Here is a 23,142-nt window from a genome sequence, read left to right on the forward strand (position 1 = left end):
TTCGCCCCTGTTAATTTGAAGGTTTCCGTATGCAGTGCGCACTTTATGACGCCGGACGCTGTCGTTCCTGTCAGTGGATAACACAGCCAGTTGGCGATCAACTCTCCACTAAAACAGCCGATCTCCAGAATTTGCTGGTCGATTTTTCGGTCTGGGAATGGTGCGCACCGGTCAGTGGTGCGGAAAGCGCTTTTCGTAATAAAGCTAAAATGGTGGTCAGCGGCAGCGTGGAAAAACCGCTGCTGGGTATGCTGCATCGCGACGGCACGCCAGAGGATTTGTGCGATTGCCCGCTCTATCCCACTTCATTTTCCCCGGTATTTGCAGTGTTAAAGCCCTTCATTGCGCGCGCAGGGCTTACTCCTTACAACGTTGCACGCAAGCGGGGAGAGCTCAAATATATTCTGTTAACCGAAAGTCAGTTCGATGGCGGCATGATGCTGCGTTTTGTCTTACGTTCAGACGCTAAACTGGCACAGTTGCGCACGGCGCTGCCGTGGCTGCAGGAACAACTGCCACAGTTGAAGGTGATTACGGCCAATATTCAGCCGGTGCATATGGCGATTATGGAAGGGGAGATGGAAATCTTCCTGACAGAACAGCAGGCGCTGGCAGAACGCTTCAACGATGTTCCGCTGTGGATACGCCCGCAGAGCTTCTTTCAGACCAACCCGGAGGTGGCCAGCTGTTTATATGCCACGGCCCGTAACTGGGTCCGTCAGCTTCCGGTTAACCATATGTGGGATCTATTTTGCGGTGTCGGGGGCTTTGGTCTGCATTGCGCTACGCCACAGATGAAACTGACGGGTATTGAAATCGCGCCAGAGGCGATTACCTGTGCAAAACAGTCTGCCCAGGAACTCGGGCTACAGAATCTGCATTTCCAGGCGCTGGACTCGACTCAATTTGCCACGGCGCAGGAAGAAGTGCCTGATCTGGTGCTGGTTAATCCGCCGCGTCGTGGAATTGGAAAACCACTGTGTGATTTTCTCTCCAGAATGGCGCCACGTTTTATTGTGTATTCCAGCTGTAATCCGCAAACGATGGCAAAAGATATTCGCGAGCTGTCGGAATACCACATTGAACGCGTGCAGATATTCGATATGTTCCCTCATACCGCCCATTATGAAGTGTTAACGTTGCTCAGCAGACGATAATTCATTTTCATCAACGAGAATGCCGGATGCGCTGCTTGCATCGTATCTGACATGCGCAACAGGCGAAAAAAAAGCCCGTACTTGAGTACGAGCTCTTCTTCAAATATGGCGGTGAAGCGGGGATTGACTCGCTTCGCTCGCCCCTCTGGGGCAGCCCACTCTCTGCGTTCGCGGTCTGTCCAACTGGCTGCGCCAGTTGCCGAACCCCGGCCGGGGATTCTCATCCCCCTGGTTGGGTGCAACAGGCGAAAAAAAAGCCCGTACTTGCGTACGAGCTCTTCTTCAAATATGGCGGTGAGGCGGGGATTCGAACCCCGGATACGTTGCCGTATACACACTTTCCAGGCGTGCTCCTTCAGCCACTCGGACACCTCACCATATTGTATTGCTGCCTGACCGCTTGGGGGGCAACGGGGCGCTACTATAGGGAGTTGCGCTAAAACGGTCAAGCAGAATTTACGCGTTCATACTCGTTTGGTCACGCAATGTACATATTCTTCGCTCTGACAAGCACGGAGAATATTATTAGCGCTGAGAGTCCAGTTTTTCGCCGTTTGTCACGACCTCCTGGGCTTTGCTGTAGCTTTCGATCAGTAACTGATAAGCCGGGAATACTTTTGTATACACTTCCGCCCATTCTGCGGCGTCTTCACGGTTCCATGTACCCTGCAGTTCGGAGGCGACTGCTGCGGTATCCATTGGTACGACACCAGCCTGAACAACACGCGCGAGGGTGATTTCCTGCGCCATTTTACTGTATGTACCCGATGCGTCGATCACGGCGAAGACTTTATAACCCTCCGCAACCGCGCTGATGGCCGGGAAAGCCATGCATACGCTAGTAATGGTACCGGCGATAATCAGAGTCTTACGCCCCGTCGCTTTTACAGCATTAACAAAGTCTTCGTTATCCCAGGCGTTGATCTCACCTTTACGCGCCACGTATTGGGCATGTGGCGCGTTGGCGTGGATCTCCGGTATCAATGGACCATTGGGGCCTTGTGGGACAGATGCGGTTGTAATCACTGGCATCTTCGCCAGAGTTGCCATTTTCGCCAGCGCGGCGGCACGAGCGCGAAGTTCCGGCATTGGCATATCGCCTACGGTCTGGAAGAGTCCACTCTGGTGATCGATAAGCAGCATGATCGAATCATTCACATCAATGACCGGGCGTGAACCATTAAAATTTGCAGGACTGGACATCGTATTCTCCTTCGATTCAGATTTGGCCAAAGCGGCCGGAGTTAAAATCGCGTACGGCTTCAGCGATTTCTTGTTTCGTGTTCATCACAAACGGGCCGTAACCTACAATCGGCTCATTCAACGGTTCGCCAGATAGAAGCAGCACGCTGGCATCGCTGCTGGCTTCAATGTGTACTGTTTTACCTTGCTGGCTTAATACCACTAGCTGCGCTTCACTCGCGGGCGTGGTGCCGTTGACACTAATATTTCCTTTCAGTACGACCAGCGCGGTGCTCCATCCTTCAGGCTGGGGCAACATGACCTGATGGTTGCGTTGCAGGTGCATATCCCAGACATTTAACGGGGAGAACGTATGTGCCGGACCTTTTATGTCCTGATAGCTACCCGCAATAACGCGAACAGTACCAGCATCATCTGGCAGGGTGACCGTAGGGATGACGTCGCTGCTGATACCCTGGTAACCCGGCGCAGTCATTTTGTCTTTTGCTGGCAGATTCACCCACAGCTGTACCATTTCCAGCTCGCCGCCTTTACGGGTAAATTCAGGCGAATGGAACTCTTCGTGTAAGATCCCGGCCCCCGCCGTCATCCACTGCACGTCACCCGGGCCGATAACGCCGCCGCGACCCGTTGAATCGCGATGTTCAACTTCACCACTGTAAACAATGGTCACCGTTTCAAAGCCACGATGAGGGTGCTCTCCCACGCCGCGCTTTTCGCTACCCGGTGTGAATGTATGCGGACCGGCATAATCCAGCAGCAGGAAAGGGCTTAACTGCTCACCATGAGACTGGTAAGAGAACATTGAGCGAACCGGGAATCCATCGCCAACCCAGTGTGGGCGAGGTGCTGTGTAGACGCCTGTTACTTGTTTCATATTTGTCTCCTCATGGGCATTAGCTTGATGTGAATAAGCTTATATTCATGACAGCGAGCTGAGTAGTCGCTAAAATAGTCTTCACAGTCTCATTAATAGGACAATGCGATGGCGAAGCTGGATCTCAATGATTTCGCGTGGTTTGTTCATGTAGTCGAAGAGGGGGGATTCGCTGCTGCCGGGCGAGCGCTGGATGAACCTAAATCAAAACTCAGCCGACGAATTGCGCAACTGGAGGAGAGACTGGGCGTCCGTTTGATTCAACGAACTACCCGGCAATTTAATGTCACTGAAGTTGGACAGACATTTTACGAGCATTGTAAGGCGATGCTGGTGGAAGCGCAGGCGGCACAGGATGCTATTGCCGCGTTGCAGGTTGAGCCGCGTGGAATTGTAAAACTGACCTGTCCGGTCACTTTGCTGCATGTGCATATTGGTCCCATGCTGGCCAGGTTTATGGCGCGTTATCCGGATGTGTCGGTACAGCTTGAGGCCACGAACCGACGGGTTGATGTCGTAGGGGAAGGCCTGGATGTTGCGATTCGCGTCAGGCCACGCCCTTTTGAGGACAGCGATCTGGTCATGCGGGTGCTTGCGGACAGGGGACATCGGCTGTATGCCAGCCCGACATTAATAGCTCAAATGGGCGCTTTACACTCTCCAGCAGACCTGACTCGCTGGCCGGGCCTGAGTCTGGCATCCGGTAAACATGTTCATCGCTGGGAGTTATTTGGCCCACAGGGCGCGCGTGCGGAGGTTCATTTTACGCCGCGTATGATTACTACTGATATGCTGGCATTACGCGAAGCGGCGATAGCGGGAGTTGGTGTTGTTCAACTTCCGCAACTGATGGTAAAAGATCAATTAGCGGCGGGTGAACTGGTGGCATTACTGGACGGGTGGGAACCTAAGCGAGAGATTATTCACGCAGTCTTTCCATCACGCCGGGGATTATTGCCGTCGGTACGCGCATTGGTGGATTTCCTGACAGAAGAATATGCGCGAATGATCGAGGATTAAATACTTAACCCCGATCCACAAAAAAGGTCGGCTAAACCGACCTTTTATTATCTGGACGCCGGTCTGGCGTGAAAACAATCAGCGACTACGGAAGACAATGCGGCCTTTGCTCAGGTCGTACGGGGTCAGCTCAACAGTCACTTTGTCGCCCGTCAGGATGCGGATATAGTTTTTACGCATTTTACCGGAGATGTGTGCAGTAACCACGTGACCGTTTTCTAACTCTACGCGGAACATGGTATTAGGTAACGTATCGAGAACGGTACCCTGCATTTCAATATTGTCTTCTTTGGCCATCTAATCCTCTGGGGTATCACTACCGTAATTTGAACCGGCAAGATAATGCCGAAGTTCTTTTAATAAGTAAAGATTTGCGCGTTTAAAACACAGCAAATCAGGTTTGGCGCATTACTCTAACCACACACGGCAAAGCCGCACTAAAAGCGCAACGTGTAAGGGAACGATGAGATAAACGATAGGCGTTGCCTGACGCGAACTGTTCCTTAACGGCGGCGGGGTAATGGGCTAAACCAACTCTGCGGCACAATTATAACACCCCGACAAAAAATGTGCCGAAAACATTCACACCTGAGGTGAAAATAACGTTCTCGGCACCCAAAAATGGCTGGGTAGCCGCTGTTGGCGCAGTCTGCTCAGGTGTTCAAGGTACTCCCGCCGGGGAGTTTCAACTGCGCCCAGCGACGCTGTATGGCTATTTAACACCTGGCAGTCGATGAGTTTTCCACCCTGACGTATAAATTCAGCGCAAAATACAAGCAGTGCGGTCTTGGAAGCATTTTCCTGACGACTGAACATCGATTCACCACAGAAAAGTGTACCTTGTGATACGCCGTACATACCGCCCACTAATTCGTTTTGCCGCCATACCTCAATAGAATGAGCATGGCCCAGTTCATGGAGTCGATGGTATGCGTCAACCACATCATGCGTTATCCAGGTGCCTTCTTCCCGGTCATTTGCACAGCCTTCAATAACCTGGCCAAATGCATAATTGAGAGTTACGCGATAAGGTGAATGTTTATGAAAACGTTTCATGCTGCGGCTAATATGAAATGTCTCAGGCCACAAAATAGCTCGCGGATCGGGTGACCACCAGAGGATCGGGTCGCCAGGTGAAAACCACGGGAAAATCCCGCGCTGGTATGCCATGAGCAAGCGGGCAGGGCTGAGATCGCCGCCAAGCGCCAACAAACCGTTAGGTTCGCGTAAAGCGCCTTCCGGCGACGGGAAGGCGATAGAATTACGAGAAAGTTGCACCAGGCGCATGACAGCGAAACTCCACTACGCGAGTCGGATCGTTCAATAATAGCTTACAGACGTTGCTTAAACTGGTAATAACGACCCTGCCGGGCTAACAGATCTGCGTGATTACCTTGCTCAATAATGTGTCCGTTGTCCATCACTATTATTTGATCAAAACGTGACAGCCCGCGCAGACGATGCGTAACCATCAGTACGGTTTTATCTCGCATCACATCGCCAATTAATTCAAGCATTTGGCTTTCTGTTGTGGCATCCAGCCCTTCGGTGGGTTCATCCAGCAGCATCAATGGGGCATCGTGCAACAATGCACGAGCGATGGCCAGACGGCGGAGTTCGCCACCTGAAAGTTGACGACCACCTTCACCTAACCAGGCGTTAAGTCCATCATCCGCCAGCAGATTTTCCAGACCGACCCGGCTGAGCATTCCGGACAATACCTCATCACTGGCGTGTGGTGCGGCCAGCAGCAGGTTATCGCGTAATGTCGCGCTGAACAGATGCACGCGTTGCGGCACAACGCTGATGCTTTGACGCAGACTGGATTCACTTAAGGCCGAAATTGGCTGTTCGTTGATCAGAATTTCGCCGCTTTGTGGGTCCCAGGCACGCGTCAGCAATTGCAGAAGCGTTGACTTTCCGCAGCCGGTACGACCAAGAATTGCAATATGCTCACCGGGTTTAGCCTGCAAGGAAAGAGTATCCAGCGCGTTTTGCGCCTGTCCAGGGTAGCTGAAAGAAACGTCGCGCAGCGTGAGCGTTATTTGTTCAGTGACCGAGGAGCCCGCCTCAGGGAAGGTGACTTCCGGCTGCTGTTCGCTCAGTTCAGTGATACGCAGAGCCGAAGCAATCACCTGGCCAAGATGCTGAAACGCCCCGGTGACAGGCGCCAGAGCTTCAAAAGCAGCCAGCGCGCAGAAGACAAACAGGGCAATCAGTGCACCCGGTTGGGTATTTCCGCCCACACCGCCAGAGGCCATCCATAACATCATTATTACGGCCAGAGCGCCAACGAGTAGCATGACAGCCTGGGACAGCGCGGTTAATTCAGACTGACGACGCTGAGCTTCATGCCACTGCATTTCTGTCGCTTCCATTTGCGCACGATAGCGTTCGCTGGCACCAAAAATGGTGAGTTCAGCCTGCCCCTGCAACCATGAAGTTAACTGCTGACGATATTGACCGCGCAGATGCGTCAGACTTTGCCCGGTGCTTTTTCCGGCCTGATAAAAGATTGGGGGCAAAATAAACAAGGTGAGCAGCATAATGCCGCCAAGTGTGATCGCCAGAGTTAGATCGAGAACGCTAAGTCCCAGCGTCACTACCACGATGACCACAAATGCCCCTGTTAGCGGGGAGAGCACGCGTAAATAGAGATGATCGAGCGTGTCGACATCAGCAACCACACGGTTAAGCAACTCCCCCTGGCCATACCGGGCCAGACCAGCAGGAGAAAGCGGCAGCAGTTTACTAAAGGTATAAATACGCAGGTGCTGCAGCACGCGGAATGTCGCGTCGTGGCTGACCAGTCGCTCAAAATAACGGCCTGCGGTTCGGGTGATTGCTGCTCCCCGAACGCCTGCCGCCGGGAGCATGTAGTTAAAACTGTAAATCCCGGTCACGCCAACAACTGCGGAGGCGGAAAGGAACCAGCCTGACAGGGTCAGCAAACCGATACTTGCCAGCAGCGTGATTATCGCCAGAACAATGCCTAGCGTTAACATCCATTTGTGACGTTTATACAGCGTCAGATAGGGTAGCAAGGCGCGCATTCAGATATCCTCCTGACGGTGAGCCAGCAATGTCGCAAAAGCGCCGTTGGTTGCGCTAAGTTGAGCATAAGTGCCTTGCTCGACGATTTGTCCATCCTGCATGACCCAGATAGCATCCCAGTCGGCAAGATCTTCGAGCTGATGCGTCACCATCAGCGTGGTCTGGCGGCGTGATGCGGCATTCAATGCCTGCATTACGCGTTGTTCACTGTGAGCATCAAGGCTGGCAGCGGGTTCGTCGAGCAGCAGTAACTGACACGGATTAAGCAGAGCGCGGGCAACGGCAACGCGTTGTGCTTGTCCGACAGAAAGTCGAGCCGCCTGATCGCCTACTGGCGTATCTACACCCTGAGGAAGCAAAGGTAAAAACTCGCTTACCCAGGCACTGTCGAGCGCGGCCTGAAGCTGTTGTTCACTGGCATCAGGACGTGCCAGCAACACATTATCTCGTAACGTCGCGGCGGGAAGTTGCGGGTTTTGACCAACCCATGAGAGCTGTTTACGCCAGGAGTCAGGCGATAAATCGCGAAGCTCAAAGCCGTTAATCCGCAATGACCCCTGATAAGAGAGAAAACCGGACAGAACGTTCAGAAGGGAGCTTTTACCTGAGCCACTACGACCAACCAGCACCGCACGTTGAGCTGCTGGCAGAGAAAAATTGAGCGGCCCTGCCAGAATTTTGCCTTCCGGTGATGTAATGACCAGATCTTCCGCTTCAATCGAAACGGCTTCTTTTGCTGCCAACTCAATGTCACCACGCTCAGGGTGAGCAAGCGGCGTTTCCATGAATGTTTTCAGACTATCTGCAGCACCTACCGCTTGTGCTTTCGCGTGGTAAAACGTACCCAGATCGCGCAAAGGCTGGAAAAATTCTGGGGCAAGGATCAGAGCCAGGAAACCAGCAGCCAGCGTTACGCCAGTTCCGTAATGACCGAAGTTGAGTTCGCCGAGGTAAGAAAAACCAAAATAAACCGCCACCAGGGCGATCGACAGTGACGTGAAAAACTCCAGTACACCCGAGGAAAGGAACGCAAGACGCAGGACTTCCATGGTGCGCTGACGAAAATCTTGCGATGCGGCGCGAATGCTTTCTGTTTCAGCTTCTCCGCGACCAAATATTCTCAGCGTCTCCATGCCCCTTAAGCGGTCGAGGAAATGGCCACTGAGTCTGGCAAGTGCCTGAAAATTACGACGGTTAGCATCTGCTGCTCCCATACCGACCATTGCCATAAAGAGCGGGATCAGCGGTGCGGTGCCCAGCAGGATAAGGGCGGCTACCCAGTTTGAAGGGAAAATTGCTGCCACAATTAATATAGGTACACAGACGGCAAGCGCCATTTGCGGCAGATAACGCGCATAGTAATCATGCATATCGTCAATCTGTTCCAGCACCAGGGTGGCCCAACTCCCGGCGGGTTTACCTTGTATCCATGCCGGACCTGCCTGCTGCAGGCGGTCCAGAACTTGACGGCGAATTTCAAAGCGAATGTGTTGTCCCGCATGGAAACCGACTCGCTCACGTAACCAGACAACCCAAGCACGCAGGATAAATATCAATACCAGCACGATGAAGGGGAGGAGAAGGGCCTCTCGGGGAATGTTGTCCATGATCATATGCTCAAGAATACGAGCCATGAGCCAGGCCTGAGCGACAATTAACAGCCCGCTCACGAATCCCAGCAGACGTGAAATATTTAGCCAGCGTTGTGAAATGACACTTTGCTGTTTTAACCAGTGGGTTAGCTCTTTTTGACGGGTTTTATTCATTGCTCGCTTAGCAGGTGAGTTATTGGAATTTTTGGGCAGGACAATGTTACAACGAGGCAAAAATAAAGGCGACTTATAGTCGCCTTTTTTACTTTTGTTACTGATTTGTAAAAACTATTTGCAGGCGTCAGCCAGACCATCAAGATAGCGTTCAGCATCGAGGGCAGCCATACACCCCGTACCTGCCGAGGTAATCGCCTGACGATAGATATGATCCATTACGTCGCCGGCTGCGAATACGCCAGGAATGCTGGTTTGCGTTGCATTGCCATGAATGCCGGACTGGACTTTGATGTAGCCGTTTTCCAGTTCAAGCTGACCGTCGAAAATGGCGGTGTTCGGGCTGTGGCCGATAGCGACAAATAATCCTGCGACGTCGAGAGACTCAACGTTGTCAGTATTCTGGGTATCACGCAGACGCAGTCCGGTCACACCCATTTGATCGCCGGTAACTTCTTCCAGAGTGCGGTGAGTGTGCAGCACAATGTTGCCGTTCTCGACTTTATCCATCAAACGTTTGATGAGGATTTTCTCAGCACGGAAGCTGTCGCGACGGTGGATCAAATGAACCTCAGAAGCGATATTCGCCAGGTACAATGCTTCTTCTACAGCGGTATTACCACCGCCAATAACCGCAACCTTTTGGTTACGATAGAAGAAACCGTCACAGGTCGCACAGGCGGAAACGCCGCGGCCTTTAAATGCCTCTTCTGAAGGTAAACCAAGATAGCGTGCTGAAGCGCCAGTGGCGATAATCAGTGCATCGCAAGTATATTCGCCGCTGTCACCGGTCAGGCGAAACGGACGATTTTGCAGATCAACTTTACTGATGTGATCAAAAATGATTTCGGTTTCAAATTTCGTCGCGTGTTCGTGCATACGCTCCATCAGCAACGGGCCAGTGAGATCGTGCGGATCGCCAGGCCAGTTTTCCACTTCTGTCGTTGTGGTCAACTGACCACCTTTTTCCATACCGGTAATCAACACCGGTTGCAGGTTTGCACGCGCAGCATAGACCGCGGCGGTGTATCCCGCAGGGCCTGAGCCCAGAATAAGAAGTTTACTGTGTTTGGTCGTGCCCATGAGATCCCCATAGTTGTTGGCAGGCAATGAGCAGGATTGTAGGGAATTTACGAACGTAAAAAAAGAGTATGGCGATTTTGTTAACAATATGTGTAATAGCAGAAACCGATGATTGCTAAAAACGACGGTAATATTATAACGATTTCTACTTAAAATCGGTCAGTTATAAGGTGATAAAATGACGATTTTCCATCACTCCCAATGAATAACTGGCATGTTGTACTAAAAATCGATGTTTTGCTTTGACAATCCCCTGCTGTTTTGCGAAAACATTCAAGGAAGAAAAAAACTGTGTCATGTATATGCTGCATAATCATGCATGTAGATAACATGTTTACCGAGTTAGCGAAATCTACGCATGGCGTGGACAGATGCCATTCGTGATGTCGATAGCCGCCGACAGGCAACGGTCTTCTCACCGTAAACCCAGGCATTGCGCACCGTAAATCCCTCTGGGTTTCGGGTTATTATGATGGGTAGCGGCTCTAAACAGTGATGTTTGTAGAGTCAGGCAGGAGTAGGGAAGGAATACAGAGAGACAATAATAATGGTAGATAGTAAGAAGCGCCCTGGCAAAGATCTCGACCGTATCGATCGTAACATTCTTAATGAGCTGCAAAAGGATGGGCGTATTTCTAACGTCGAGCTTTCTAAACGAGTGGGACTTTCACCAACGCCCTGCCTTGAGCGTGTGCGTCGGTTGGAAAGACAGGGTTTTATTCAGGGCTATACAGCGCTGTTGAACCCGCATTATCTGGATGCATCACTTCTGGTTTTTGTTGAGATTACTCTGAATCGTGGCGCCCCGGATGTGTTTGAGCAATTTAACTCTGCAGTACAAAAACTTGAAGAAATTCAAGAATGTCATTTGGTGTCCGGTGATTTCGACTACCTGCTGAAAACACGCGTACCGGATATGTCAGCTTACCGTAAGCTATTAGGGGAAACCCTGCTGCGTCTGCCTGGCGTGAATGACACACGTACTTACGTGGTTATGGAAGAAGTAAAACAGAGCAATCGTCTGGTTATTAAGACGCGCTAACACGGAACAGGTGCAAAATCGACTCAGTTTGATTACACTCCTGTTAATCCATACAGCAACAGTGCCGGGGTAACCCGGTGCTGTTGTCCGTTTTAGCATCGGGCAGGAAAAGCCTGAAACCTGGAGAGCCGTTTTTGAGCCAGGAATACACTGAAGACAAAGACGTCACATTGACGAAGTTAAGCAGCGGGCGCCGACTTCTGGAAGCGCTACTCATCCTTATTGCCCTTTTTGCCGTCTGGTTGATGGCTGCCTTACTCAGCTTTAACCCTTCGGACCCCAGCTGGTCGCAAACCGCGTGGCACGAGCCTATTCATAATCTGGGGGGAATACCCGGCGCATGGCTGGCGGACACGCTGTTCTTTATTTTCGGCGTCATGGCCTACACCATTCCCGTAATCATTGTTGGCGGCTGTTGGTTTGCCTGGCGGCATCAGGCCAGTGATGAATACGTTGATTATTTTGCCGTGTCGCTTCGCATTATCGGCGTTCTGGCGCTGATTCTTACTTCTTGCGGACTGGCGGCAATCAATGCCGACGACATCTGGTATTTCGCCTCAGGTGGCGTGATTGGCAGTTTGCTAAGTACCACTTTGCAACCTCTGCTGCATAGCAGCGGGGGAACGCTCACACTGTTATGTATCTGGGCTGCTGGGTTAACTCTGTTTACCGGCTGGTCATGGGTGAGTATTGCGGAGAAATTAGGGGGCTGGCTGCTAAATATTCTGACATTTGCCAGCAACCGAACTCGTCGTGATGATACCTGGGTCGATGATGAAGAATATGAAGACGACGAGTTTGTCGACGCTGCCGAAGGAAAACCGCATGAATCGCGTCGGGCACGTATTCTTCGCGGCGCATTAGCGCGTCGTAAGCGCCTGGCTGAAAAATTTACCAACCCGCTTGGGCGTCACACCGATGCTGCGCTGTTCTCCGGCAAACGCATGGATGATGAAGATGAAATAGAATACAGCGCCCGTGGCGTCGTTGCCGATCCTAATGATGTCCTGTTCTCTGGAAATCGGGCGACGTTGCCAGAATATGATGAATTCGATCCGCTTCTCAATGGACACTCTGTAGCAGAGCCAGTGGCAGCTGCTGCGGCGGCCACTGCAGCAACGCAGGCCTGGAGCGCTCCCGTTGACCCATTGATGCAAACCCCGCCTGCATCGGGCACAGTTCCTGTTCAGCCTGCTCCTGCAGTTGCATGGCAATCTGCGCCGGGGCCACAGACTGGTGAACCGGCTATCGCGCCTGGACCAGAAGGGTATCCGCAGCCAAATCAGTACGCACAGCCATCTGTACAACCTTATGAAGCGTGGCAACAACCGGCGCCTGTTGAGCCCCAACCGCAATATGCCGTTCCTCCTGTGGCTGACGTTGGTTATGAGCAGCCGATGATGCCAGAATCGCAAATGCCCTGGCAGACGCAAGAGCCGGTAGCGGAACAAAGCTGGCAACCTGAACCGGTTTATCAGCAGAATGCTCCTCTCCAGCCGCAGTCTGTCTATCAGCAGGAGACTATTCCATCGCAACCAGTTGTTCATCAGCAATCCATTGTTGAACCGCCACCTGTTGTTGAGCCGGAACCGGTTGTTGAAGAGACTAAACCAGCTCGCCCTCCGCTCTACTATTTTGAAGAAGTGGAAGAGAAACGTGCGCGCGAACGTGAACAACTCGCAGCATGGTATCAGCCAATTCCGGAACCTGTGACAGAGCCAGAACGGGTGAAAACGTCTATGCCGACAACTGCCGCCATACCGCCAGTTGAGTCTGTCGTTGCCGCTGCACCAATGGCCACAGGGGCGAAAAATGCAGCTCTGGCTACTGGGGCTGCCGTTGCTGCCGCACCTGTGTTTAGTCTGGCTGGTGGTGCGCCACGTCCGCAGGTGAAAGAAGGTATTGGGCCGCAGTTGCCACGCCCGAACCGTGTCCGCGTGCCAACGCGTCGTGAACTGGCCTCGTATGGCATAAAATTACCGTCGCAGCGAATTGCTGAAGAAAAAGCGCGTGAAGAGCAACTTGATTCGGATACGCAATATAGTGACGATGAAATTGATGCAATGCATCAGGATGAGCTGGCACGTCAGTTCGCGCAGTCCCAACAGCATCGTTATGGGGAAGAGTATCAGGACGGTACAAACCAAGCTGAGGATGAAGATTCTGCTGCAGAAGCGGAGTTAGCCCGTCAGTTTGCATCTTCCCAACAGCAGCGCTATTCCGGCGAACAACCAGCGGGCGCTAATCCGTTCTCACTGGATGACTTTGCATTCTCACCGATGAAAGCTCTGGTCGATGACGGCCCGCATGAGCCGCTGTTTACCCCGAGCGTGATGCCGGAGGAGCCTGCACCAGCGCCGCAATATCAACAACCGCCGCAACCTGTAGCACCGCAGCAGCATTATCAACAGCCGCCGCAGCCTGTAGCGCCGCAGCAACATTATCAGCAGCCGCCACAGCCTGTAGCACCGCAGCAGCATTATCAGCAGCCGCCGCAGCCTGTAGCATCGCAGCAGCATTATCAGCAGCCGCCACAGCCTGTAGCGCCGCAGCAGCATTATCAGCAGCCGCCACAACCTGTAGCACCGCAGCCGCAGGATAGCTTGATCCATCCATTACTGATGCGTAATGGTGACAGCCGCCCGGTACAACGTCCAACCACACCGCTGCCCTCGCTGGATCTGTTGACGCCACCGCCGAGTGAAGTTGAACCAGTGGATACCTTTGCTCTGGAGCAAATGGCGCGTCTGGTTGAAGCCCGACTGGCGGATTTCCGCATTAAAGCTGATGTCGTGAACTATTCACCGGGTCCGGTTATTACCCGTTTTGAACTGAACCTGGCCCCTGGTGTGAAAGCTGCGCGTATTTCTAACCTCTCCCGCGACCTGGCTCGTTCGTTGTCGACCGTTGCGGTGCGTGTGGTAGAAGTGATTCCAGGTAAACCGTATGTGGGACTGGAACTGCCGAATAAAAAACGTCAGACCGTCTATCTGCGCGAAGTTCTGGACAACGCGAAGTTCCGCGAAAATCCATCTCCGCTGACAGTCGTGTTGGGTAAAGATATTGCAGGCGAGCCGGTCGTTGCTGACCTGGCAAAAATGCCTCATCTGCTGGTTGCAGGAACCACCGGCTCCGGTAAGTCGGTTGGGGTAAACGCCATGATCCTCAGCATGCTATACAAGGCACAACCGGAAGATGTCCGCTTTATCATGATTGACCCGAAAATGCTGGAACTTTCCGTTTACGAAGGTATCCCGCATCTGTTGACTGAAGTTGTTACAGATATGAAAGATGCGGCCAATGCTTTGCGCTGGAGCGTCAATGAAATGGAGCGTCGCTATAAGCTGATGTCGGCGCTTGGCGTACGTAACCTTGCTGGTTATAACGAGAAAATCGCTGAAGCAGCCCGTATGGGGCGTCCGATTCCTGACCCGTACTGGAAACCTGGCGATAGCATGGACGTTCAGCATCCTGTGCTGGAAAAACTGCCGTATATCGTCGTGTTGGTAGATGAATTCGCTGATCTGATGATGACCGTCGGTAAAAAGGTGGAAGAACTCATCGCTCGTCTGGCACAAAAAGCACGTGCGGCGGGCATCCACCTGGTACTGGCGACTCAGCGTCCGTCGGTTGATGTTATTACCGGTTTGATTAAAGCCAACATTCCAACCCGTATCGCCTTTACCGTTTCCAGTAAGATTGATTCACGCACCATCCTCGACCAGAGTGGCGCAGAGTCTCTGCTGGGCATGGGGGATATGCTTTATTCCGGGCCTAACTCCACTATGCCAGTGCGTGTGCATGGCGCATTTGTGCGCGACCAGGAAGTGCATGCAGTTGTTCAGGACTGGAAAGCGCGTGGGCGTCCACAATACGTCGATGGCATTACCTCCGACAGCGAAAGCGAAGGCGGTGGTGGTGGTTTTGACGGTGGTGAAGAGCTGGATCCGCTGTTTGACCAGGCCGTCAAATTTGTCACGGAGAAACGTAAAGCCTCAATCTCCGGCGTTCAGCGTCAGTTCCGTATTGGTTACAACCGTGCGGCACGCATCATTGAACAGATGGAAGCGCAGGGAATTGTCAGTGAGCAGGGACATAATGGTAATCGTGAAGTGCTGGCGCCGCCTCCCTTCGATTGATTGCAAAGTTAAGTAATTCAGTATTTTCTACTTTCCTCATGCTGATTTTTGGCCTGGAATGGATAGCAGAGGGATCTCCCCGTCGGGAGTGACGTATTTTGAGGAATAACGATGAAAAGAATCGCAATCACCTGTGCATTACTGTCGAGCTTTGTGGTTAGCAGCGTCTGGGCTGATGCTGCCAGCGATCTGAAAAGCCGTCTGGATAAAGTCAGTAGTTTCCATGCCAGCTTCACCCAGAAGGTGACGGATGGCAGCGGAGCGGCAGTACAGGAAGGTCAGGGTGACTTATGGGTTAAACGTCCGAACCTGTTTAACTGGCATATGACACAGCCTGACGAGAGCATTCTGGTATCCGATGGCAAAACGCTGTGGTTCTTTAACCCGTTTGTTGAGCAAGCAACGGCCACCTGGCTGAAAGATGCCACGGGGAATACACCGTTTATGCTGATTGCGCGCAACCAGTCCAGCGACTGGCAACAATACAATATCAAGCAAAACGGTGATGACTTTGTGCTGACCCCGAAAACCAGCAGCGGTAATCTGAAGCAGTTCACCATTAATGTCGGGCGTGATGGAACAATCCATCAGTTCAGTGCTGTCGAGCAGGACGATCAACGCAGTAGCTATCAGCTGAAGTCTCAGCAGAATGGTGCAATTGAACCATCAAAATTCACCTTTACCCCGCCACAAGGTGTGACGGTGGACGATCAACGTAAGTAGAGGCGCGTGAGTGGGCAATCTGTCGCTCGATTTTTCTGATAATACCTTTCAGCCACTGGCCGCGCGTATGCGGCCAGAAAATTTAGCACAGTATATCGGCCAGCAGCATTTGCTGGCCGCAGGCAAGCCCTTGCCGCGTGCCATTGAGGCAGGGCACCTGCACTCCATGATCTTGTGGGGACCACCCGGTACGGGTAAAACAACACTCGCCGAAGTGATTGCTCGCTACGCTGATGCAGATGTTGAACGCATTTCGGCGGTCACCTCTGGTGTGAAAGAAATTCGTGAGGCCATTGAGCGTGCGCGTCAGAACCGCAATGCAGGTCGGCGTACAATTTTGTTCGTGGATGAAGTTCATCGTTTTAATAAAAGCCAGCAGGACGCGTTTCTCCCGCATATCGAAGATGGCACCATTACATTTATTGGCGCCACGACCGAAAATCCCTCTTTTGAACTTAACTCGGCATTACTGTCGCGTGCGCGTGTCTATCTACTGAAATCGTTAACCACCGAAGATATTGAGCAGGTGCTGGACCAGGCGATGACAGATAAAGCACGTGGCTACGGGGGACAGGATATTGTCCTGCCGAATGAAACACGTCGGGCGATTGCGGAACTGGTGAATGGTGACGCGCGAAGGGCGTTGAACACGCTGGAAATGATGGCTGATATGGCCGAAGTCGATGACAGCGGAAAACGTGTTTTACAGACAGCATTACTGACTGAGATTGCCGGGGAGCGCAGCGCGCGCTTTGATAATAAAGGCGATCGCTTTTACGATCTGATCTCGGCGTTACACAAATCGGTACGCGGCAGCGCACCGGATGCGGCGCTTTACTGGTATGCACGGATCATTACCGCCGGTGGCGATCCGTTATACGTCGCGCGCCGTTGTCTGGCAATTGCTTCCGAAGATGTGGGAAATGCCGACCCACGGGCTATGCAAGTGGCAATTTCAGCATGGGATTGTTTCACTCGCGTAGGGCCTGCAGAAGGCGAACGAGCGATAGCTCAGGCGATAGTTTATCTGGCCTGTGCGCCGAAAAGTAATGCAGTCTATACCGCCTATAAAGCAGCGTTGGCTGATGCCCGCGAGCGTCCGGATTATGATGTGCCTGTGCATTTGCGTAATGCACCGACGAAGCTGATGAAAGAAATGGGCTACGGACAGGAATATCGCTACGCTCATGATGAGCCGAATGCGTATGCTGCCGGTGAAGAGTACTTTCCGCAGGAACTGGCACAAACGCGCTATTATCACCCCACAAACAGAGGTCTTGAGGGTAAGATTGGCGAAAAGCTCGCCTGGCTTGCCGGGCAGGATCAAAATAGCCCTATAAAACGCTACCGTTAGCGCGATCGTTGCGGTAATGTTGGCAATGTATCCCTGTGATCGCAGGCTGTGGTCACTTTCTCCTATTTTAATTCGATAAGCACAGGATAAGCATGCTCGATCCCAATCTGCTGCGTAATGAGCCAGACGCAGTCGCTGAAAAACTGGCAAGCCGGGGCTTTAAGCTGGATGTAGATAAGCTGCGCGCTCTTGAAGAGCGTCGTAAAGTTCTGCAGGTACAAACAGAGAACCTGCAGGCAGAGCGTAACTCTCGATCGAAATCCATCGGCCAGGCAAAAGCGCGCGGAGAAGATATCGAGTCTTTACGTCTGGAAGTGAACAAACTGGGCGAAGAGCTGGATACCGCGAAAGCTGAACTTGATGCCTTGCAGGCCGAGATCCGCGATATTGCACTGACCATTCCTAACCTGCCAGCGGACGAAGTTCCGGTGGGTAAAGATGAAAATGACAATATCGAAGTCAGCCGTTGGGGTACTCCTCGCGAATTTGATTTCGAAGTGCGCGATCACGTCACGCTGGGTGAAATGCATACCGGTCTTGATTTCGCTGCTGCGGTTAAGCTAACGGGTTCTCGTTTCGTGGTAATGAAAGGGCAGATTGCACGTATGCACCGTGCGCTGTCTCAGTTCATGCTGGATCTACATACCGAACAGCATGGTTACAGCGAAAACTACGTTCCGTATCTGGTTAACCATGACACGCTGTACGGTACAGGTCAGTTGCCGAAGTTTGCCGGTGATCTGTTCCATACGCGTCCGCTGGACGAAGAAGCCGATAGCAGTAACTATGCGCTGATCCCAACGGCAGAAGTCCCGCTGACCAACCTGGTACGCGATGAGATCATTGACGAAGATGCACTGCCGATCAAAATGACCGCGCATACGCCATGCTTCCGTTCTGAAGCCGGCTCTTATGGTCGTGACACTCGTGGTCTGATCCGTATGCACCAGTTTGATAAAGTTGAAATGGTGCAGATTGTTCGTCCGGAAGATTCTATGGACGCACTGGAAGAGATGACAGGCCATGCTGAGAAAGTACTTCAGCTGCTGGGACTGCCGTACCGTAAGATCATTCTATGCACTGGTGACATGGGCTTTGGCGCATGCAAAACCTATGATCTGGAAGTGTGGATCCCGGCGCAGAATACTTACCGCGAGATCTCCTCCTGCTCAAACGTGTGGGATTTCCAGGCACGTCGTATGCAGGCTCGTTGCCGCAACAAATCCGACAAGAAGACGCGTTTAGTGCATACGCTGAACGGTTCTGGTCTGGCTGTGGGACGTACCTTGGTTGCTGTGATGGAAAACTACCAGCAAGCTGATGGCCGCATTCAGGTTCCGGAAGTATTACGTCCCTATATGAATGGTCTGGAATACATCGGTTAAGCCATCTTTTTCTGTTAAAAAAGCGCCTGTGGGCGCTTTTTTTATGCCTGCTTGATACCGGACAATAACCCTTACCTCATTAGTGGTAATACTACCTTCGAATGAAGGTCAGTATTTATCTCTGTCTTTACGCAAATTCACTATATACCAGTCTGTATAACGATAATATCGATATATAAATATCTATACAACGAGTATTTCTTTTTTGTTTATTGTGAGCAGCAGAGTGAGTCACTATGAAAACTAAGATCCCCGATGCCGTACTGGCAGCTGAGGTGAGTCGTCGCGGTTTGGTAAAAACGACGGCGATAGGCGGACTGGCGATGGCCAGTAGCGCATTTACCCTGCCATTTACCCGCATAGCAAATGCCGCAGAAGCCATTAATCCGGCGCAGATCAATGAGAAAGTGATCTGGAGCGCCTGTACGGTGAACTGCGGTAGCCGCTGTCCGTTGCGTATGCATGTGGTGGATGGTGAAATAAAGTATGTTGAAACCGATAATACCGGCGATGACAATTATGACGGCCTGCACCAGGTTCGTGCCTGTCTGCGCGGCCGCTCCATGCGTCGTCGCGTCTATAACCCGGACCGTCTGAAATATCCGATGAAGCGTGTCGGTAAGCGCGGTGAAGGCAAATTCGAGCGTATAAGTTGGGATGAAGCCTACGATATTATCGCCAGCAATATGCAACGTCTGATCAAAGACTACGGTAACGAGTCTATTTACCTCAACTACGGTACCGGTACGCTGGGAGGCACCATGACGCGCTCATGGCCGCCGGGAAAAACGCTGGTTGCTCGCTTGATGAACTGTTGTGGCGGCTATCTGAACCACTACGGTGACTACTCTTCTGCGCAAATTGCTGCTGGTCTGAACTATACCTATGGCGGCTGGGCGGACGGTAATAGCCCGTCTGATATCGAAAACAGCAAGCTTGTTGTTCTGTTTGGTAATAACCCTGGTGAAACCCGCATGAGCGGTGGTGGGGTAACGTATTACCTTGAGCAGGCGAGGCAGAAGTCAAATGCCCGTATGATCATTATAGATCCTCGTTATACCGATACTGGTGCGGGGCGCGAGGACGAATGGATCCCGATTAGACCGGGCACCGATGCGGCGCTGGTCAATGGTCTGGCGTACGTATTGATCAGCGAAAATATGGTTGATCAACCGTTTCTCGATAAATACTGCGTGGGATACGATGAGAAAACCCTTCCGGCAGGTGCGCCAAAAAATGGCCACTACAAGGCTTACATCCTCGGGCAGGGTAAAGATGGTATAGCGAAGACTCCGGAATGGGCTGCGCAGATAACAGGTATTCCGGCTGACCGTATCGTTAAGCTGGCACGTGAGATTGGTAGTGCCAAACCCGCCTATATCAGCCAGGGCTGGGGACCACAGCGTCATGCTAACGGTGAAATTGCTACCCGTGCTATTTCCATGCTGGCTATTCTGACCGGTAACGTCGGTATTAACGGCGGTAACAGCGGCGCGCGTGAAGGCTCTTACAGTTTACCGTTTGAACGTATGCCTACGCTGGAAAACCCTGTTGAAACCAGTATCTCGATGTTTATGTGGACCGACGCGATTGAACGCGGCCCGGAAATGACGGCGCTACGTGACGGCGTTCGTGGAAAAAATAAACTCGACGTTCCGATTAAAATGATCTGGAACTATGCTGGTAACTGTCTGATTAACCAGCATTCCGATATCAACCGCACTCACGAAATCCTTCAGGATGATAAGAAGTGCGAAATGATTGTTGTCATTGACTGCCATATGACGTCCTCGGCTAAATACGCCGATATTTTGCTGCCAGACTGCACAGCTTCCGAACAAATGGATTTCGCCCTCGACGCTTCGTGCGGGAATATGTCCTATGTGATATTCACCGACCAGGCCATCAAGCCACGCTTTGAGTGCAAGACTATCTATCAAATGACCAGCGAGCTGGCAAAACGCCTGGGCGTCGAGCAGCAGTTTACTGAGGGTCGTACTCAGGAAGAGTGGATGCGTCATCTGTACGAGCAGTCACGCAAAGCGATACCTGAATTGCCGACGTTTGAAGAGTTCCGCAAGCAAGGGATCTTCAAACAGCGCGATCCCGAAGGACATCACGTAGCTTACAAAGCATTCCGCGAGGATCCAAAAGCAAATCCACTTACCACGCCATCGGGCAAGATCGAAATTTATTCCCAGGAACTGGCGGATATCGCATCAACCTGGGAACTGCCTGAAGACGACGTGATTGATCCATTGCCAATCTACGCCCCGGGATTTGAAAGCTTAAACGATCCGTTGGCGGATAAATTTCCCCTGCAGTTGACGGGATTTCACTATAAGTCTCGCGTTCACTCAACCTATGGCAACGTTGATGTTCTGAAAGCATCTTGCCGCCAGGAAATGTGGATTAACCCGCTGGACGCGCAAAGACGTGGTATTAACAACGGCGACAAAGTTCGTATCTTTAATGACCGTGGCGAGGTGCATATTGAGGCGAAAGTGACGCCACGTATGATGCCAGGCGTTGTGGCGTTAGGTGAGGGGGCATGGTATGACCCGGATGTGAAACGTGTGGATCAGGGCGGTTGTATTAACGTGCTGACAACCCAGCGTCCTTCTCCTCTCGCCAAGGGGAACCCGTCACATACGAACCTTGTTCAGGTTGAAAAGGTGTAAGGAGTAACCGATGACAACCCAGTATGGATTTTTTATTGATTCCAGCCGTTGCACCGGTTGCAAAACCTGCGAACTGGCCTGCAAAGACTACAAAGATTTAACTCCGGATGTCAGCTTCCGTCGTATTTATGAATACGCTGGCGGCGACTGGCAGGAAGATAACGGCGTCTGGCATCAAAACGTTTTTGCCTATTATCTCTCCATCGCATGTAACCACTGCGAAGACCCGGCCTGCACCAAGGTTTGTCCGAGCGGAGCTATGCACAAACGTGAAGATGGTTTTGTGGTCGTTGATGAGGACGTGTGCATCGGATGTCGTTATTGCCATATGGCCTGCCCTTATGGCGCTCCGCAATACAATGCTGCTAAAGGGCATATGACCAAGTGTGATGGCTGTCATGACCGTGTTGCAGAGGGTAAAAAACCAATCTGCGTTGAGTCCTGCCCGTTACGTGCACTGGATTTTGGCCCGATTGATGAACTGCGTAAAAAGCACGGAGAACTGGCTGCGGTTGCGCCATTGCCGGGTGCGCACTTCACCAAACCTTGTATTGTGATCAAGCCTAACGCCAATAGCCGCCCTACAGGGGATACCACGGGTTATCTGGCAAATCCGAAGGAGGTGTAAGATGGGAAGTGGATGGCATGAGTGGCCGCTGATGATCTTCACTGTTTTCGGACAGTGTGTGGTTGGTGGCTTTATTGTTCTGGCACTGGCGCTGATGAAAGGGGATTTACGCCCTGAATCACAACAACGTGTGATTGCCTGTATGTTTGGCTTGTGGGTGTTAATGGGGATCGGTTTTATTGCTTCCATGCTGCACCTGGGGTCACCTGTGCGAGCCTTTAACTCACTCAACCGTGTAGGTTCTTCTGCACTGAGTAATGAAATCGCCAGCGGCTCGCTCTTCTTCGCCGTAGGTGGTATCGGTTGGTTGTTGGCGGTATTGAAAAAAATGTCACCAGCATTACGTAATCTTTGGCTGGTTGCCACCATGGTACTGGGCGTAGCTTTTGTCTGGATGATGGTACGTGTATATAACACCATTGATACGGTACCAACCTGGTTCAGTATCTGGACGCCGCTGGGCTTCTTCCTGACGCTATTTATGGGGGGGCCACTGCTGGGTTATCTGCTGCTGCGCGTTGCCGGAATTGATGGTTGGGCAATGCGACTGCTGCCGGCTATTTCAGTACTTGCACTGGTGGTAAGCGCCATCATGTCCGTGATGCAGGGGGCTGAGCTGGCAACTATCCACAGTTCAATTCAGCAGGCATCTACCCTTGTGCCGGATTACGGTTCGCTGATGGCATGGCGTATTGTGGCATTGGCTTTAGCGCTGTGCTGCTGGATAGTGCCGCAAGTAAAAGGCTATCAACCAGCAATACCACTGCTTTCAGTCGCATTTATACTGCTGTTGGTGGGTGAATTGATCGGTCGCGGCGTGTTTTATGGTCTGCATATGACAGTCGGCATGGCAGTTGCCAGTTAAAGTCTGTTTGTCGGCATGATATGAAAGCCGGGGTTAATACCCCGGTTTTTTTACATCTGACTGGTAATAACAGAAAAAAAGACAAAATGAACCATGAAATTTTTCGACTGAACGTAACGGGGCAGTTTTGTTTTAGATCAATTTAAACAATCAGATGGCGTCAGG

Annotated in this window: 17 protein-coding genes and 1 tRNA gene; 10 read left to right on the plus strand and 8 right to left on the minus strand. The window is 51.9% G+C overall.

Going from position 1 to position 23,142, the window contains the following annotated elements; translation table 11 throughout:
- The first annotated feature begins 29 nt into the window (after positions 1-29).
- Positions 30-1,157 (plus strand): 23S rRNA (uracil(747)-C(5))-methyltransferase RlmC, encoded by a 1,128-nt coding sequence (gene rlmC / locus OGX98_RS05510; RefSeq protein ID WP_286594941.1) that lies wholly within the window; start codon positions 30-32, stop codon positions 1,155-1,157.
- 289 nt (positions 1,158-1,446) lie between these two features.
- Here rlmC and OGX98_RS05515 read toward each other — a convergent pair.
- From OGX98_RS05515 to OGX98_RS05525, 3 genes are all read right to left on the minus strand, one after another.
- Positions 1,447-1,534: transfer RNA gene (locus OGX98_RS05515), tRNA-Ser, on the minus strand.
- 148 nt (positions 1,535-1,682) lie between these two features.
- Positions 1,683-2,360 (minus strand): isochorismatase family protein, encoded by a 678-nt coding sequence (locus tag OGX98_RS05520; RefSeq protein WP_045441241.1) that lies wholly within the window; start codon positions 2,358-2,360, stop codon positions 1,683-1,685.
- A 16-nt stretch (positions 2,361-2,376) separates the two neighbouring features.
- Positions 2,377-3,237 (minus strand): pirin family protein, encoded by an 861-nt coding sequence (locus OGX98_RS05525; protein ID WP_045441242.1) that lies wholly within the window; start codon positions 3,235-3,237, stop codon positions 2,377-2,379.
- A 108-nt stretch (positions 3,238-3,345) separates the two neighbouring features.
- On the opposite strand from OGX98_RS05525, the gene OGX98_RS05530 reads away from it, so the two are divergent.
- Complete coding sequence (locus tag OGX98_RS05530; RefSeq protein ID WP_045441243.1) at positions 3,346-4,257, plus strand: LysR family transcriptional regulator; 912 nt, start codon at positions 3,346-3,348, stop codon at positions 4,255-4,257.
- Between the two features lie 78 nt (positions 4,258-4,335).
- On the opposite strand, the gene infA is transcribed toward OGX98_RS05530, so the two are convergent.
- The 5 genes from infA to trxB form a co-directional block, all read right to left on the minus strand.
- On the minus strand, positions 4,336-4,554 hold the full coding sequence (gene infA / locus OGX98_RS05535; RefSeq protein WP_002211347.1) for a translation initiation factor IF-1: 219 nt from the start codon (positions 4,552-4,554) through the stop codon (positions 4,336-4,338).
- A 285-nt stretch (positions 4,555-4,839) separates the two neighbouring features.
- Complete coding sequence (gene aat / locus OGX98_RS05545; RefSeq protein ID WP_200010726.1) at positions 4,840-5,544, minus strand: leucyl/phenylalanyl-tRNA--protein transferase; 705 nt, start codon at positions 5,542-5,544, stop codon at positions 4,840-4,842.
- Positions 5,545-5,588: 44 nt separating this feature from the next.
- The gene (cydC, locus tag OGX98_RS05550; RefSeq protein ID WP_286594942.1) at positions 5,589-7,310 is read right to left on the minus strand and encodes a heme ABC transporter ATP-binding protein/permease CydC; all 1,722 of its coding nucleotides are present in this window, start codon (positions 7,308-7,310) and stop codon (positions 5,589-5,591) included.
- On the minus strand, positions 7,311-9,077 hold the full coding sequence (gene cydD / locus OGX98_RS05555; RefSeq protein WP_284096527.1) for a heme ABC transporter permease/ATP-binding protein CydD: 1,767 nt from the start codon (positions 9,075-9,077) through the stop codon (positions 7,311-7,313).
- Positions 9,078-9,191: 114 nt separating this feature from the next.
- Positions 9,192-10,160, minus strand: a complete 969-nt coding sequence (gene trxB, locus OGX98_RS05560; RefSeq protein WP_045441247.1) for a thioredoxin-disulfide reductase — start codon at positions 10,158-10,160, stop codon at positions 9,192-9,194.
- A 547-nt stretch (positions 10,161-10,707) separates the two neighbouring features.
- On the opposite strand from trxB, the gene lrp reads away from it, so the two are divergent.
- From lrp to OGX98_RS05600, 8 genes are all read left to right on the plus strand, one after another.
- Complete coding sequence (gene lrp, locus OGX98_RS05565; protein WP_002439523.1) at positions 10,708-11,202, plus strand: leucine-responsive transcriptional regulator Lrp; 495 nt, start codon at positions 10,708-10,710, stop codon at positions 11,200-11,202.
- Between the two features lie 134 nt (positions 11,203-11,336).
- Positions 11,337-15,341 (plus strand): DNA translocase FtsK, encoded by a 4,005-nt coding sequence (gene ftsK / locus OGX98_RS05570; RefSeq protein WP_286594944.1) that lies wholly within the window; start codon positions 11,337-11,339, stop codon positions 15,339-15,341.
- Positions 15,342-15,452: 111 nt separating this feature from the next.
- A complete protein-coding gene (gene lolA, locus OGX98_RS05575) occupies positions 15,453-16,064 on the plus strand; it encodes an outer membrane lipoprotein periplasmic chaperone LolA (RefSeq protein WP_040233939.1) in 612 nt (203 codons plus the stop codon).
- Between the two features lie 10 nt (positions 16,065-16,074).
- Entirely contained in the window at positions 16,075-17,418 is a 1,344-nt protein-coding gene (gene rarA / locus OGX98_RS05580) for a replication-associated recombination protein RarA (protein ID WP_045441249.1), read from the plus strand.
- A gap of 92 nt (positions 17,419-17,510) precedes the next feature.
- A complete protein-coding gene (gene serS, locus OGX98_RS05585; protein WP_045441250.1) occupies positions 17,511-18,803 on the plus strand; it encodes a serine--tRNA ligase in 1,293 nt (430 codons plus the stop codon).
- A gap of 236 nt (positions 18,804-19,039) precedes the next feature.
- Positions 19,040-21,484: a dimethylsulfoxide reductase subunit A gene (dmsA, locus tag OGX98_RS05590; protein ID WP_286594945.1), complete on the plus strand. Its 2,445-nt coding sequence runs from the start codon at positions 19,040-19,042 to the stop codon at positions 21,482-21,484.
- A gap of 10 nt (positions 21,485-21,494) precedes the next feature.
- Positions 21,495-22,112, plus strand: coding sequence for a dimethylsulfoxide reductase iron-sulfur subunit DmsB (gene dmsB / locus OGX98_RS05595; RefSeq protein WP_045441252.1), 618 nt, complete (start codon positions 21,495-21,497; stop codon positions 22,110-22,112).
- Position 22,113: 1 nt separating this feature from the next.
- The gene (locus OGX98_RS05600) at positions 22,114-22,977 is read left to right on the plus strand and encodes a dimethyl sulfoxide reductase anchor subunit family protein (RefSeq protein ID WP_045441253.1); all 864 of its coding nucleotides are present in this window, start codon (positions 22,114-22,116) and stop codon (positions 22,975-22,977) included.
- Positions 22,978-23,142: the final 165 nt, after the last annotated feature.

The organism is Citrobacter sp. Cm046, from assembly GCF_030333065.1.
GTDB lineage: Bacteria > Pseudomonadota > Gammaproteobacteria > Enterobacterales > Enterobacteriaceae > Citrobacter > Citrobacter murliniae.

Bases quoted from the DNA above. Each gene is read 5' to 3' on its own strand.
- aat (WP_200010726.1), bottom strand. From the start codon at position 5,544: ATGCGCCTGGTGCAACTTTCTCGTAATTCTATCGCCTTCCCGTCGCCG.
- infA (WP_002211347.1), bottom strand. From the start codon at position 4,554: ATGGCCAAAGAAGACAATATTGAAATGCAGGGTACCGTTCTCGATACG.
- OGX98_RS05525 (WP_045441242.1), bottom strand. From the start codon at position 3,237: ATGAAACAAGTAACAGGCGTCTACACAGCACCTCGCCCACACTGGGTT.
- lrp (WP_002439523.1), top strand. From the start codon at position 10,708: ATGGTAGATAGTAAGAAGCGCCCTGGCAAAGATCTCGACCGTATCGAT.
- OGX98_RS05530 (WP_045441243.1), top strand. From the start codon at position 3,346: ATGGCGAAGCTGGATCTCAATGATTTCGCGTGGTTTGTTCATGTAGTC.
- dmsA (WP_286594945.1), top strand. From the start codon at position 19,040: ATGAAAACTAAGATCCCCGATGCCGTACTGGCAGCTGAGGTGAGTCGT.
- serS (WP_045441250.1), top strand. From the start codon at position 17,511: ATGCTCGATCCCAATCTGCTGCGTAATGAGCCAGACGCAGTCGCTGAA.
- rlmC (WP_286594941.1), top strand. From the start codon at position 30: ATGCAGTGCGCACTTTATGACGCCGGACGCTGTCGTTCCTGTCAGTGG.
- cydC (WP_286594942.1), bottom strand. From the start codon at position 7,310: ATGCGCGCCTTGCTACCCTATCTGACGCTGTATAAACGTCACAAATGG.
- OGX98_RS05600 (WP_045441253.1), top strand. From the start codon at position 22,114: ATGGGAAGTGGATGGCATGAGTGGCCGCTGATGATCTTCACTGTTTTC.
- lolA (WP_040233939.1), top strand. From the start codon at position 15,453: ATGAAAAGAATCGCAATCACCTGTGCATTACTGTCGAGCTTTGTGGTT.
- OGX98_RS05520 (WP_045441241.1), bottom strand. From the start codon at position 2,360: ATGTCCAGTCCTGCAAATTTTAATGGTTCACGCCCGGTCATTGATGTG.
- cydD (WP_284096527.1), bottom strand. From the start codon at position 9,077: ATGAATAAAACCCGTCAAAAAGAGCTAACCCACTGGTTAAAACAGCAA.
- dmsB (WP_045441252.1), top strand. From the start codon at position 21,495: ATGACAACCCAGTATGGATTTTTTATTGATTCCAGCCGTTGCACCGGT.
- trxB (WP_045441247.1), bottom strand. From the start codon at position 10,160: ATGGGCACGACCAAACACAGTAAACTTCTTATTCTGGGCTCAGGCCCT.